The sequence below is a fragment of the Erysipelatoclostridium sp. AM42-17 genome, assembly GCF_003480255.1.
Taxonomy (GTDB): domain Bacteria; phylum Bacillota_I; class Bacilli_A; order Erysipelotrichales; family Coprobacillaceae; genus Faecalibacillus.
In genome coordinates, this window is record NZ_QUIN01000005.1 from 26,944 (window position 1) to 41,340 (window position 14,397).

15 protein-coding genes are annotated in these 14,397 nt (G+C 29.2%); 13 read left to right on the forward strand and 2 right to left on the reverse strand.

The genetic code is table 11. From position 1 onward, the window contains the following. Positions 1-77 precede the first annotated feature (77 nt). The 7 genes from DW911_RS03325 (at position 78) to murD (ending at position 5,819) form a co-directional block, all read left to right on the forward strand. Positions 78-737 carry an HAD family hydrolase gene (locus DW911_RS03325; RefSeq protein WP_118431630.1) on the forward strand — a complete coding sequence of 220 codons (660 nt, stop codon included), beginning with the start codon at positions 78-80 and terminating at the stop codon, positions 735-737. Next, positions 730-1,197, forward strand: coding sequence for a DNA-deoxyinosine glycosylase (locus tag DW911_RS03330; protein ID WP_118431628.1), 468 nt, complete (start codon positions 730-732; stop codon positions 1,195-1,197). The genes DW911_RS03325 and DW911_RS03330 overlap by 8 nt, the downstream gene beginning before the upstream one ends. Continuing rightward, the gene (locus DW911_RS03335; RefSeq protein ID WP_118431626.1) at positions 1,197-2,537 is read left to right on the forward strand and encodes an MATE family efflux transporter; all 1,341 of its coding nucleotides are present in this window, start codon (positions 1,197-1,199) and stop codon (positions 2,535-2,537) included. The genes DW911_RS03330 and DW911_RS03335 overlap by 1 nt, the downstream gene beginning before the upstream one ends. Next, positions 2,521-3,048 (forward strand): tRNA (mnm(5)s(2)U34)-methyltransferase, encoded by a 528-nt coding sequence (locus DW911_RS03340; RefSeq protein WP_118431624.1) that lies wholly within the window; start codon positions 2,521-2,523, stop codon positions 3,046-3,048. Before DW911_RS03335 ends, DW911_RS03340 begins: the two co-directional genes overlap by 17 nt. A gap of 60 nt (positions 3,049-3,108) precedes the next feature. Further along, positions 3,109-3,387 carry an HPr family phosphocarrier protein gene (locus DW911_RS03345; protein ID WP_118607465.1) on the forward strand — a complete coding sequence of 93 codons (279 nt, stop codon included), beginning with the start codon at positions 3,109-3,111 and terminating at the stop codon, positions 3,385-3,387. Between the two features lie 91 nt (positions 3,388-3,478). Beyond that, positions 3,479-4,468, forward strand: coding sequence for a phospho-N-acetylmuramoyl-pentapeptide-transferase (gene mraY / locus DW911_RS03350; RefSeq protein ID WP_118431620.1), 990 nt, complete (start codon positions 3,479-3,481; stop codon positions 4,466-4,468). A gap of 1 nt (position 4,469) precedes the next feature. Then, positions 4,470-5,819: a UDP-N-acetylmuramoyl-L-alanine--D-glutamate ligase gene (murD, locus tag DW911_RS03355; protein ID WP_118431618.1), complete on the forward strand. Its 1,350-nt coding sequence runs from the start codon at positions 4,470-4,472 to the stop codon at positions 5,817-5,819. Positions 5,820-5,965: 146 nt separating this feature from the next. On the opposite strand, the gene DW911_RS03360 is transcribed toward murD, so the two are convergent. Further along, positions 5,966-6,814: a response regulator gene (locus tag DW911_RS03360; RefSeq protein ID WP_158568162.1), complete on the reverse strand. Its 849-nt coding sequence runs from the start codon at positions 6,812-6,814 to the stop codon at positions 5,966-5,968. Between the two features lie 99 nt (positions 6,815-6,913). On the opposite strand from DW911_RS03360, the gene DW911_RS03365 reads away from it, so the two are divergent. Next, on the forward strand, positions 6,914-7,909 hold the full coding sequence (locus DW911_RS03365) for an FtsW/RodA/SpoVE family cell cycle protein (RefSeq protein WP_118431614.1): 996 nt from the start codon (positions 6,914-6,916) through the stop codon (positions 7,907-7,909). Positions 7,910-7,937: 28 nt separating this feature from the next. Here the strand turns inward: DW911_RS03365 and DW911_RS03370 are convergent, their stop codons facing one another. After that, positions 7,938-9,767, reverse strand: a complete 1,830-nt coding sequence (locus tag DW911_RS03370; RefSeq protein ID WP_118431612.1) for a diguanylate cyclase domain-containing protein — start codon at positions 9,765-9,767, stop codon at positions 7,938-7,940. Positions 9,768-9,966: 199 nt separating this feature from the next. On the opposite strand from DW911_RS03370, the gene DW911_RS03375 reads away from it, so the two are divergent. The 5 genes from DW911_RS03375 to DW911_RS03395 are packed head-to-tail and all read left to right on the forward strand — an operon-like array spanning position 9,967 to position 14,389. Then, a complete protein-coding gene (locus DW911_RS03375; RefSeq protein ID WP_118431610.1) occupies positions 9,967-11,499 on the forward strand; it encodes a recombinase family protein in 1,533 nt (510 codons plus the stop codon). Between the two features lie 20 nt (positions 11,500-11,519). After that, entirely contained in the window at positions 11,520-11,597 is a 78-nt protein-coding gene (locus DW911_RS11325; RefSeq protein WP_199589043.1) for a hypothetical protein, read from the forward strand. Between the two features lie 32 nt (positions 11,598-11,629). Beyond that, positions 11,630-12,706 carry an undecaprenyldiphospho-muramoylpentapeptide beta-N-acetylglucosaminyltransferase gene (gene murG / locus DW911_RS03385; RefSeq protein WP_118431608.1) on the forward strand — a complete coding sequence of 359 codons (1,077 nt, stop codon included), beginning with the start codon at positions 11,630-11,632 and terminating at the stop codon, positions 12,704-12,706. Next, positions 12,699-13,625, forward strand: a complete 927-nt coding sequence (gene murB / locus DW911_RS03390; RefSeq protein WP_118431606.1) for a UDP-N-acetylmuramate dehydrogenase — start codon at positions 12,699-12,701, stop codon at positions 13,623-13,625. Before murG ends, murB begins: the two co-directional genes overlap by 8 nt. Beyond that, positions 13,625-14,389, forward strand: coding sequence for a cell division protein FtsQ/DivIB (locus DW911_RS03395; RefSeq protein ID WP_118431604.1), 765 nt, complete (start codon positions 13,625-13,627; stop codon positions 14,387-14,389). Before murB ends, DW911_RS03395 begins: the two co-directional genes overlap by 1 nt. The last annotated feature ends 8 nt before the right edge of the window (positions 14,390-14,397 follow it).

The following is a 14,397-nucleotide window of genomic DNA, read 5'->3' on the forward strand; positions in this document are numbered from 1 at the left end:
CCATGAATTAATGAGGGTACATTGAAAAGAAATTAAACTATGATAAAATAAATGCAATGAGTAAATGAGGTGGAAGGATGTTAAAGAAAAAAGCAGTCATCTTTGATATGGATGGTTTAATGATTGATAGTGAAAGAATTGCATTAAAAACAAATATAGAGGTACATCAAGAGTATGGTTATCCATTAGATGAATCGGTAGCATTGGATTTAGTAGGAAGAAATTTAGCGAATACGAAAGCTTATTTAGAAGATTATTTTGGTGAGGGTTATCCTTTTGATATCATTAGAAAAGAAACTGTTAAAAGAAGAATGGATTATTATAAAGAGAATCCTTTACAAATGAAAAAAGGATTAGTTCCTTTATTAGATTATTTAAAAAAAGAAAAGATTAAAACTGCGGTAGCATCATCAACAAGAAAAGCAAGAATTATTGAAAATCTAAAAGAAATTAAAGTATTAGAATACTTTGATTATATTGTTGGTGGTGACCAAATTGTTCATGGTAAACCGGCACCAGATATCTTTTTAGATGCTTGTCATGCTTTAAAAGTAAAGCCTCAAGAAGCATTGGTTTTAGAAGATAGTAAAAATGGAATTTTAGCTGCAGTAAATGGCAACATAGATGTGATTTGTATTCCTGATTTAGTACAACATCCTCAAGAAATATTAGATTTAACATACTGTACTTTAGATTCCTTAGATCAAGTCATTAACGAGGTAACCAGCGATGATTAATCACCCTATAGAGCCAGTTTATAATCAAGATTCTAAAATATTGATTTTAGGGTCTTTTCCTTCTGTCAAATCAAGAGAAGCTAAATTCTTTTATCATCATCCACAAAATCGTTTTTGGAAAGTCTTAGCAGCTATCTTTAAAGAAGAAGTACCTCAAACAATTGATGAAAAAAAGCAATTTTTACTTAGAAATCATATTGCTTTATGGGATGTCATTGCCAGTTGTGATATTAAAGGATCAAGTGATTCCAGTATTGAAAATGTTAAAGTCAATGATTTAGATTTAATTATGCAACATTGTTCTATTGAAAAGATCATCACTAATGGAAATACAGCTTATCGTTATTATCAACGTTATTTTCATTATTTACAGCCTGTTTATAAATTACCTTCTACTTCTCCAGCTAATGCTGCTTATTCTTTAGATAAGTTAATTTCAATATGGAAGGATTGTTTTTAATGGAAAGAGATTTAACGAAAGATAAAATTGCTTCGTCACTTATTTTATTCTCCATCCCTATGATTTTAGGTAATCTTCTACAACAACTTTATAATATTGTCGATACTTATATTGTAGGAAAGTTTGTAGGGAACGGTGCGATTGGAGCAGTAGGTTCAAGTTATACACTGATGACTTTTTTAACTTCGATTATTATTGGATTGTGTATGGGGAGTGGTATTTTATTTTCAATGTATTTTGGAGCTAGAAAAGAAAATCAAATGAAAGTTTCTTTCTTTGTTTCTTTTATTTCCATTGGTTTATTATCTCTTGTTTTAGAATTACTATGTTTTATTTTACTTCCTTTCATACTCAATTGGTTACAAATTCCACAATCTATTTATCATGATACTTATCTTTATTTAAAAATTATTTTTGTAGGTATTATTTTTACTTTTATTTATAATTATTTTGCTGCTTTGTTAAGAGCGTTGGGAAACTCTAAGACGCCACTTTTATTTTTAGCTCTTTCAACAATCAGTAACATTGTATTAGATCTAGTTTTTGTTTTGGTTTTAAAAAAAGGAGTAGCCGGTGCAGCGATAGCGACTGTCATATCACAAGTATTGAGTGCGTTAGGGATAATGCTTTATGTTTTCTTTTTTAAAAGAAAAATCTTGCCTGGTAAAGAACATTTTCATTTTGATTTAGAAATCTTTAAAAAATTAAAAGATTATTCATTAATGACGTGTTTACAACAAGGAATTATGAATTTTGGTATTTTAATGATTCAGGGATTAGTCAATAGTTTTGGTCTTGATGTGATGTCTGCTTTTAGTGTGGCTGTTAAAATAGATAGTTTTGCTTATATGCCAGTTCAAGATTTTGGTAATGCTTTTTCTACTTTTGTAGCACAAAATCAAGGAGCAAAACAAGAAACAAGAATTAAACAAGGATTATATGTAGCAAGTCTTTTATCTTTTGTTTTTTGTGTTTTTATAAGTTTAGGAGTTTGTCTATTTTCTTATCAACTTATGGCTTTATTTGTTTCAGGAAATAGTCATATTATTCAAATAGGCATGACTTATTTAAGAATTGAGGGATCATGTTATATTGGAATTGGATGCTTATTTTTATTATATGGATACTATCGTGGTGTTGGAAAAATGAAAATGTCACTTATCCTTACTGTGATTTCTTTAGGCACAAGAGTTGGATTGTCTTATATATTTGCGCCAATATGGGGTAAAGAAGTGATTTGGATATCAATTGTTATAGGGTGGATTTTAGCTGATCTTGTAGGAATTGTATATGGTATAAAAAAAGAAAATTGGAGGCATGTAAATGGAGTCAATGATTGAATTTGTTCATCAAAGAATAAGTCAAAATCAATATTCAATAGGTATTGATTTTACTATGGGGAATGGACATGATACATTATTTTTAGCAAAGTATTGTCAAACTGTTCACAGTTTTGATATTCAAGAACAGGCGCTTGTATCGTCGAGGCAGTTAGTAAAAGACCAAAGTCATGTTTTTTTACATCTTGATAGCCATGAACATTTTTTAAATTATGTTGATCATTTTGATGTGGGTATTTTTAATTTAGGTTACCTACCTCAAGGTGACCATCACATCACGACTCAAAGTGATGTCACTCTTAACACATTACGACAAGCTCTTATCGCATTGAACCCTTTAGGACATATTTATTTGGTTGTTTATATTGGTCATGAAGAAGGTTTAAAAGAAAGTGCACTTATTGATGCATATGTTGCTTCTTTAGATCATAAATTATATAACGTAGCGTTGTTTAAAATGATGAATAAAGATCATGCTCCTTATGTATTAGATATTGAAAAAAGAAAGTAAATATAATGCATTAAAGTAGTAACAATGTTATAATATAAATAGAAATAGGAGGGGATTGATATGGCAAAAGCAGTAACTATTATAGTCACTGATCCGGTCGGTCTTTATGCAACTCCGGCAACCGAATTAGTTGATACAATGAAGACATTTTCTAGTGACATTCAATTAGAATATGAATCAAAAAGTGTTAACATGAAATCTTTGATGGGGGTTTTATCTTTAGGGATTCCTTGTAAAGCAACAATCAAAGTCGAAGCTTCTGGTGATGATGAAGAAGCAGTTATTGAAAGTGTAATAAAAAAAATGACAGAACTTTCAATAGGAAAGGTACAATCATAAAAAAGCCTTTAGGCTTTTTTATTTTGGTTCAATTGAAGACATAATCTTTTTGTGTTATAGTGTTAAAGATAAATAATAAAGGGGAATTCGTATGGAAAATTTTATTAAATTAATAATGGCTTTTTTAATTGGATTATTACTTGTCATAATTGCAATGCCAAAAGTCATCCCATTTCTACATAAAATGAAGTTTGGACAAGTGGAAAGAGAAGAAGGATTAGAATCACATAAGAAAAAAGGTGGTACGCCAACAATGGGTGGTGTTGTCTTTGTGATTGCTGCTTTATTATCAGCACTTATTGTTAATTTTAGTCAATTAGCTAACCCTCAATTGATTTTAATTTCAATTGTTTTAGTTGGTTATAGTGCTATTGGTTTTATTGATGATGGTTTGATTATTTTAAAACACCAAAATGAAGGTTTAAAAGCATGGCAAAAATTTTTATTACAAGCTATTTTAGCTATTATTTGTTATTGGTTTTTAAAAGAATTTATTGTTCCAGCTAATGGTATGGCCTTTACTGAAATTCAAATTCCAATTGTTAAGGTCAATATTGATTTAGGTTACTTCTATGCTTTATTAGTATTTATTATGTTTACTGGAGAAAGTAATGGTGTAAATTTATCAGATGGGTTAGATGGACTAGCAACAGGACTTACAATGGTGGCAATTGCACCATTTATCATTTACGCTATTATGATTAAAGATTATGTCGTTGCAAGTTATGGAGCAGCTATGATTGGTGCTTTACTTGGATTTATGTTCTTTAATTATCATCCTGCACGTATTTTTATGGGTGATGTGGGATCACTTGGCTTAGGTGGTTTCTTAGCTATTTTAGCGATTCTTACAAAACAAGAGTTATTATTAATTTTAGTTGGTGGTGTATTCTTAATGGAAACATTATCTGTTATTATTCAAGTTGTTTCTTTTAAAACAAGAGGAAAACGTGTCTTTAAAATGGCACCTATTCATCATCATTTTGAAATGCTAGGATGGTCTGAACAACAAGTTACTATTTCATTTTGGTTTGTTGGTTTTATTTGTGGTATTTTAGCGATTGTGATAGGAGTGTTATAAGATGCTTACAGGAAAGAAAGTACTTGTTATTGGACTTGCTAGAAGTGGTAATGCAGCTGTTCATTTATTACAAAAATTAAATGCAACCATTACAATTAATGAAGGTAAAAATAAAGAAGATATTAAAGAATATGATGAATATGTAAGTCAAGGAATAGAAATGGTAACCGGTGGTCATCCTGATGAATTATTTGAACGTGATTTTGATTTTGTTATTAAAAATCCGGGAATTAATTACCATAAACCATTTATTTTAAGATTAAAAGAGCGTCATATTCCTGTTTATACAGAAATTGAATTAGCTTATCAAGTCGCCAAAAAGCAACATTATATTGCTGTAACAGGAACAAATGGTAAGACAACAACAGTTACATTAATTTATGAAATCTTAAAAAATCAATATTCTCATGTTCACTATGCAGGAAATATTGGTAAACCTTTATGTGATGTTGTTTTAGAAAACAACTTATTAGAAGAAGAAAATCATTATATCGTCTTAGAAATGTCAAATTTCCAATTATTAGATATCGATAAATTTAGACCAGAATTTTCTACAATTATTAATTTAACACCTGATCATTTGGATTATATGGCTTCTTTAGATGAATACTATGCTTCTAAAACAAATATTTATAAAAACTGTCAAGATGATGATGTCTATGTATGTAATTTAGATGATGAAACATTAAAAACATATTTAGATCGTTATCCTGTAAAATGTAAACAGGTAACACAATCTTTAAAACAAGATGCAACTTGTCATATTAAAGATCAAGCTATTTATTATCAAAATGAACATATCATTGATTTAGATGAAATAAAAATTGTAGGTGATCATAATGTTCAAAACATCATGTTAGCCTCGGCTCTTTGTAAATTAGCAGGCGTATCTAATCAAGTGCTTCATGATACGATTGCAGCTTTTAATGGTGTAGAACACCGTATTGAATATGTAAATGAAATTAATGGTGTTAAGATTTACAATGATTCTAAAGCAACGAATACCGATGCTTCTATTATTGCTTTAAAAGCATTTAAACAACCTGTTATTTTATTGATGGGTGGTTTTGAAAAGGGGTTAGATTTAACAGAATTAGCGTCATACAATGATCATATTAAGTATTTAGTTACTTTTGGTGTAGCAGGTCAACGTTTTAAACAAGATATGCATCATCCTCATAGTGATTACCAACCTCATTTAAAAGAAGCTGTTGATAAGGCTTTAGAGGTAGCTCAACCAGGAGATATTATTCTCCTTTCGCCATCTACAAGTTCTTTTGATGAATTTAGTGGTTATGAACAAAGAGGAACAGAATTTAAAAAAATGATTAATGAAAAATGTAAGAAATAGTTTCTTACATTTTTAGCATATATAAAGGAAAAATATGCTAAAACTCATTTTAAAAGATTTTTGATTTATATGACTATTGAAACAGTAGGACTAACGGTTGTTAATGAATATAACAAAAAAATAGCAAGGGTTCGTTTGAACTCTTGCTATTTTAAATCTTGTAAAGCTTGTTGATACATATTTTCAAATGTTGCTGCTTGATTAATATAAGTCATCCCTGCCATTAATATAATTTCATCAGGAAATTCTGTTAATTTTTTTTGATTATATAGACGAACAATGTCTTCTATTTTAGCGTAAAGGGCTTCTTTGGATTGAGGGTGAGTGACATAGACAGCAATCATATCCTCACTTATATGACCAATAATATCTTCTTTACTAAACTGGCTTGAAATAAAGACTGTTGTTTTTTGAATAATGGTATTTCCCAAAAGAGTTCCCTCATTTTGATAAATTTCATTTAGACCATGAATTTTAAAAATAGCAAGTGCTCTTTGATCATGAGGATGATGACTGCTTTTTTCATCAACGAGCCATTTTAAAGTATCAAAGTGAAAAACTTTAGTAAGTTGATTAACTTTTGATTCATCAATAGAATGATGTTCTTCCATAAGTTGTTTATAGCGATAATAAAATAATCCTGCATGATAAACACGATTGATGATAAGTTCACTCATAAATGGCTTAGTAATATAATCATAAGCTCCTGCATCAAAAGCTTCAATTAAATCATTTTCTTGGTTACTTGCCGCAATAACAATAACAGGTATTTTTTCAGTTCTTTCATTTTTTTTAATAAGTCTTAATAAATCGATAGCTCCGGGTGTTACTAAATCAAGTATAATGACATCAAATAAGTAATTAGGATCTTCTATATAATTTAAAGCATCTCTAATAGTATGTACACCGGTGGTAATGAAGTAAGGATTAAATATTTTTTGCATTAAAGCTTGATTTATTGTTGCGTCATCAACTAATAGTAAATGCATTTCCATATCTATCACCTCTGTACTTATTATAGTATAAATTTCATAAAAATAACGGAATAAAAAATAAAAAAGAATAATTTTCATATATTATTAGGGGTGAAATAAATGAAAACAAAAAGAATCATTCTCATCATTTCTATTATTGTAATGATTGGCTTAATGATGGTATATAGTGCCTCCCATATATGGGCTTATTATAAATTCAATGATCATTATTATTATTTCAAACGACAAGCCCTTTTTGCAATATTAGGAATCGTGATGATGTTTATTTTTTCAAAAATAGATTATCATCTTTATCAAAAATATAGTATTACTATTTTACTGGGAAGTTTGGTGTTATTAGGATTAGTTTTAATTCCTGGTGTAGGGGTTGTAAGAGGGGGTTCAAGAAGTTGGTTTAATTTTGGCTTATTTGCTTTACAACCTTCAGAAATATATAAAATTGCGATGATTATTTATGTAAGTGATTATTTAGCTCATCATTATCATCAAATGAAAAAGGTGAAAACAGCTTTTAAATTAGTTTTCATGAATTTAATAGGGTTTGGTTTAATTATGTTACAACCTGATTTTGGTAGTGGTTTAGTGATTATATGTTCAGTAGCATTAATGGTGATGGTGTCACCTTTTTTGTTTCGCTATTTTTTATCGGTAGGATTAATAGGTTTAGCTGGAATGGTCACAATGATTTTATCAGCGAGCTATCGTTTAAAAAGAATTACAGCTTATTTGAATCCGTTTGCTGATCCTTTGGGATCAGGATTTCAAATGATTCAATCACTTTATTCTATTGCTCCAGGAGGAATTTTAGGAGTAGGTTTTGATCATAGTATTCAAAAACATTTTTATTTACCAGAACCACAAACAGATTTTATTTTTGCTATCTATTTAGAAGAGTTTGGCTTAATAGGAGGTATGTTTTTAGTTTTACTTTATACTTGCTTTTTTGTTTATTGTTTTACACTTGCAAAGTATGTAGATGATCTTTTTGGTAGTTTTTTAATGTTAGGCATTGTTTTTATGATTGGTATTCAAACTTTTATGAATCTAGGGGTTGTAGTAGGATTGCTACCAGTTACAGGTGTAACGCATTTTTAGTGATAAAAAAATCAGTCAAGATGACTGATTATACTCTTTGAGCTTTCTTTTGTTTTTTTACTTCATACATAATTGTATCAGCTTTATTGATGGCTGTTTCAAATTGATCTTTGTTGGAAGCTAAGTAATGTCCAACGCTTAATGATAAATCAAAGGGATAAGCATGAAGCTGATTAAATGCTTCAACTTTTTGATTAATGATTTGTGGTAATTGGTTTGACATTGCATTAGTAATGATAATAAATTCATCACCACCATAACGAATAATAAAATCATCCTGACTGCAAGAATCTAATAGAATTTGTGCTGTCTCTTTAATAGCGTAATCCCCCATATCATGACCGTATTCATCATTTATTTTTTTCATATAATCCATATCAATAAAATAAATAAGGGCTTGATGATCTTTTTTAATATAGGATTGAAAAAGTGATTTTCCTAAATGATTCATACCAAAACGATTGTATAAATGAGTGAGAGAATCTTTAATAGAAAGATCTTCTAATCTTTCATTAAGGATGCTTAAAACTTGTTCCTTACGAATTCCTTCTATTGTTAAACCAAGTAATTTTAAAATAATTGTCATAAAGTTAACAGAAATCATCGTAGAATAATGATCAAATGCTAAATAACCAATAGCGACACCATTATTGCTAAGAGAAGTATAGATCATATAACGTGATTTATAAGCTTGAGGAAGAATTTCTTTTTTAGGAAACTTTTGATAGATATGACGTTTATCGGGAATAAGTTGGTGATAAGAAATACCCATTAAATACATAATATCGGAAAATTGAGTAATATCTCCAGACATTGAATCAACATAGTCTGAATTCATAATGAGATAGACTTGTTTATAACCTAAATTCTGTGATTCTTTTTCAAATATATCAAGTAATTCAGAAAAGTTTGATGCTTTAGAAAAGAGAATTTCTAATCTTTCTAATGATTCAAAAAAGCAATTACTATTATAACTGTAAGATAAATATTCTTGTTTTAATTCACTATTATCTTCTTCACTTGCGGGGTAACCGCAACTGACGCTTTTAATAATCTTAAATGGGCTATAAACATGGGTAATCTGTTTACCAAAAATCAGTTCTCTAGCTGTTTTTAAGGCTGTATAAGTAATCGTCTGATAATCTCTTTTGATTGTTGTAATTCTTGGGTTTGCTGCTCTAGCAATAGTTAAATTATCAAAACCAGTTACATAAACATCTTTTCCTACTTCAATGTGATGCTGCAATAAAATATTGACAACACCATGTGCTAAATTGTCATTGGCACAAACAATCAGTTCAGGAAGATGATCTAATAACATTTTGGCTGCTTTTTCACCATCTTCTGTATTCCAGTTTCCATCAATAATTTGAATATTTTCAATTTGCTCTGTAGCTTGCAAAAAACCAGCTTTTCTAAGTCTGGCTTCTCTAGAAGTCATGGGACCAGAAACATAAGCAATATTTTGACAATGCTTTTCATCAATAATGGTCCTTGTTATATCATAGATGGCTTTTTGATTATCTGTTCCTACATAAACACAATTTTTAATAGGATCATTGATAGATATGACAGGAATATGATAACGATGGGCTGTTTCTATCATTTGTTGGCGATAGTCTTTATAAAAATTAGAGTTAGTTTGAAAAATTAATGCATCATAATCTTTAATATTGGGTAATTTATATAGTTCTAATAAGCTATCCATCGGATGAACAAGACCGTAATTTCCATAATTTTCAAACAAATCAATAGAAATATCTTGATATTCGTCTAAGAATTTTTGAATTCCTTTTTGTTTTTCTTGGACAATTTCAAATAGCCAATCCCAAGAAAAAAAGGCAATTTTATATCCCATAATGTTGTCCTCCTATCTCTATTATATCAATTTATGAAAGTGAAAAAAGGTATTTTTATAAAATGTAAAGAATACATTGGTAATGGAGGGATAAAATGACAAAATATACATTAGAATTTGAATATATAAGTGGTTTAGAAAATATGGCTAAAGTGATGGAACATTGTTTTCTTCAATATCTTATGAATAAGGAGAACGTGTGGAATATCGAGTAGGGGGGTATGAAAGACTTTCCAAAGAAGATGAACGATTAGATGAAAGTTCATCAATAGAAAGTCAGCGGATGATTATTGATAGTTATATTCATCAACACCATATGAAATTAGTTAAACATTATAGTGATGATGGCTTTTCTGGTTCACATTTTCAAAGACCAGGCTTTTTGAAATTAAAACAAGATATTGAACAAGGAAAAATTAATTGTGTGATTGTAAAAGATTTATCGAGGTTAGGAAGAGAATTGTATGAAACAGGTTTATATATTGAAGATTACTTTTTGATAAAAGGAATTCGTTTTATCGCCATCAGTGACCATTATGATTCACATGTGGGTGATGAAATGTTAGCTTTAAGGTTAAGTGTTAATGATTTATATTTACGGGATACTTCTAAAAAGATACGAATGGCTTTTGATGTTAAAAGAGAAAGGGGTGAGTATATTGCTTCAAAAGCAAAGTACGGCTATATAAAAGATCCGAGAAATCATCATCATTTAATCATTGATAAACAAGTATCATGTTATGTTAAAATGATTTTTATTTGGTTATCACAAGGTATAGGGACAACCCAAATTGCAAGAAGATTGACAAATTTACAAGTAACGATTCCTTCGATTTATCAAAAAAAGAGAATTCCTGTAAGTAAAGAAGGGGGAACTTGGAGTAGTCAAACAGTTCGTGAAATAGGTAGAAATCAGATGTATTTAGGACATATGGTACAAGGAAGATGGAAAAAGGTGAGTTATCATTCTAAAAAGCTGATGACACTTCCTGAAGATAAATGGATCATTGTAAAAAATACACACGAGGCGATCATATCTCAAGAATTGTATAATCAAGCACAAAGAATTTTAAATCAAAGTAAAAAGTATCGGAATAAAAACAATCGTTATTTATTTCAAGGGTTGATTTATTGTTTTGAATGTAAACATCACATGAGTATACATCAAAAACAAAAGCAACTCATGGTACAATGTAATTACTATACAAAATATAGTCGTCAGCAACTTTGTTGTAGTCATAGCTTTAATTATCAAATACTAGAAAATCATATACTCACATTTTTAAAGGATGTTGGAAAACAATTTTATGAACATTATCAAGAAGAATCTTTATTAAAACAAATAAAAAAGATGTTTGATCAACAAAATAATCAACAACTTACTCTTGCACATCAATTAAAAAAGGATATAATAAAAACTCAAAATATATTAAGTCAACTCTATGAAGATAAATTAAATCAAGTTATTTCTTTAAAACAATATCAACTTTTATCTGCAAAATATCAAGATACTTTATTGTCTTTAATAAAACAACAAGTTCAATTACAAAAGAGTTATCATTCATTTCCAATTAAAAGGTATCAAGAATTAATTAAACAATTTATGACTTTTCAAATAGTTGATCATGAATTACTTTTTCAAATTATTGACAAGATAGAAGTAGATAAAAATAGACATATTTATATCTATTTTAAGGTAGATATGAGTCCTTATATCACTAAGGTAAAGTGACAGGTGTCACTTTACCATTGATGTCTTATGGAGGAACTTCATTAGTAGTGACGCTTGTAGAAATTGGAATATTATTAAATATTTCAAAATCAATATAAATAGGTTATAATGACAACGAGGAGTGAAAAATATGAAAGTAATCGTAGCTGCAGGTGGAACTGGAGGACATTTATATCCAGCTTTAGCCTTAGTTGAATATATAAAAAAACAAGAACCCGATAGTGAGTTTTTATTTATTGGGACAAAAGACCGTTTAGAATCACAAGTTGTACCACAAATGGGATATCCTTATGTTGGTTTAAATGTAAAAGGATTAGTTGGTAATCCTATTCAAAAAGCAAAATCAGCTTTGTTGTTTATTAAATCAATTGGTGAAGCTAAAAAAGTAGTAAAGAAATTTAAACCAGATATTGTTGTTGGTTTTGGTGGTTATCCAAGTGCTAGTGCTGTTGAAGCAGCTTGTTCATTAAAGATTAAAACTTTAATTCATGAACAAAATTCTATTATTGGTTTAACAAATAAAATCTTAATTAAAAAAGTAGATAAAATAATTTGTTGTTATCAAAAGGCCTATCAAGCATTTCCTCATGATAAAACCTTATTATTAGGAAATCCAAGAGCAACTGTAGTAAGTGAGATAGAGCCTCATGATATTTATGATAAATATCAATTAGATCCTAACAAAAAGTTAATTACCATTGTTATGGGATCGCTTGGTTCAAGAAGTGTCAATGATGCTATGAAGGAAGCCATGCCATTATTTGAACAAAAAGATTATCAAGTTTTATATGTTACTGGGAAACCTTTTTATGAAGATATGAAGCAATATCAAAATGATCATGTAAAAATGGTACCTTATGTAGATGATATGCCATCCTTACTTAATCATACAGATTTGATTGTTTCTCGTGCTGGAGCCAGTACTATTGCGGAAATTACAGCAATTGGGGTTCCTGCCATTTTGATTCCAAGTCCTTATGTTGCTGCTAATCATCAAGAATACAATGCTTTAGAATTAGTTCAACAGGATGCAGCCAAAATGATTTTAGAGAAAGATTTAAATGCCCAAGCATTTGTTTCATTAATAGATGAAGTTATGGGGAATCAAGTGACGCTTGATTCATTAAAACAAAACGCTAAAAAGATAGGGAAACCACAAGCTTGTCATGACATGTATCGTGTAATTAAGGAGTTATTAAATGAATAAATTAAAATTTGAAAAATATTATGAAGATTTAAAAGCATTAGATGTAGGTGATATTTTACAAGATGAACCCCTTTATAAACATACGACTTATAAAGTAGGAGGACCTGCTAAAATCTTTATTAAAGTTAAAGATATTCAAGCACTTAGAAATATTATTAAGTATTGTCGTAAACATCGTATTCGTTTATTTGTTATTGGTAGAGGCTCTAATTTATTGTTTTCAGATAAAAGCTTTGATGGTATTATTGTTTCTTTAAATGATTATTTTAAACAATACACAATCAATGGAAATGTTGTTAAAGCACAATGTGGAGTTTCTATGATTAAACTAGCCTATGAATGTGCTAAAGTTGGCTTGAGTGGTTTTGAATTTATGGGTGGAATACCTGGTAATATTGGTGGTGGTGTTTATATGAATGCCGGAGCCTATAAATCACAATTATCGCATGTTATTAAAAAAGTAACAATCTTAAATGAGCATTTAGAAACAGTGACGTTAACTAAGGAACAAATGCACTTTGGTTATCGTTATTCAATCTTACAAGATCAAAAGAAATGGATTGTTTTAGAAGTAGAATTTGAATTAGAAACAAAAGATGTAAGTGAAATTACAGCTTTATTAGATAAGCGTAAAGAAAGAAGAATGTCCTCACAGCCATGGAATTTTCCTTGTGCGGGAAGTGTCTTTAGAAACCCGGTAGAAGGAAGTGCTTGGAAATATATTGATGATGCAGGGCTGAGAGGATATGAGATTGGTGGGGCTCAGGTTTCACCTAAACATTCTAACTTTATCGTTAATAATGGTTATGCTAGTGCTAAAGATATTCATGATTTAATTTTCTATGTTCAACAAATTGTTCAAGAACAATTTGGAATCACTTTAAAACCAGAAGTATGTTTTATTAATTGGCAAGACTAATGAAAAAGCAAAAACAAAAAGTCATTTATAATGAACATGATTATAATCAAGTACAAACAATGCGTCGAAAAATAAGAAACAAAAAGAAAAAAAGAAGACGTAGAGCTTTGGCTTTATTGATTATAATTGTTGCTTTTGTTGCTTTTTTGATGAGTGATTATAGTAAGATTAAATCAATTGATGTCACTGGAAATGAAAGGGTTTCTACTGACTATATTTTAAAAAATATCTCTGTACAAAAGAAAAAAACATTTATTTTTTCTATGAGTTGTCGACAAACAGAAAAAGAAATAGAAAAATTAGATTTTGTTAAAAAGGCAAATGTAAAAAAATCTTTATTAGGGCATGTTGATATTGATATTGTTGAATCACAACCACTTACATACGCAAAGATGAATAATGTATTGTATATCGTTGATGAAACAGGAAAAGTGATTAAAGATGAAAATCAATCTTGGCTAAGTTATGTTCAACGTTGTCCGGAAGCCTTAGAATTTGATGAAGATACATTAGTAAGATTTGCTAAAAATTATAAAAAAATCTCTTCGGTAGTGAGAAATCGTATTTCTGCTATCACGTTACTTAAAGAATCTAATGATCCAGATAAATGTCAGTTAGAATTGGATGATGGAAAAATATTTTATGTAAGAATTGACCAAATGGAAAAACAACTTACATCAAATAATTATTATTTAGTTATAAAAAAATATCCAGATGCAAAACATTATGATTTTCTAGGTCGAAATGTCTATGTAAATCAATAAAAAAGTAT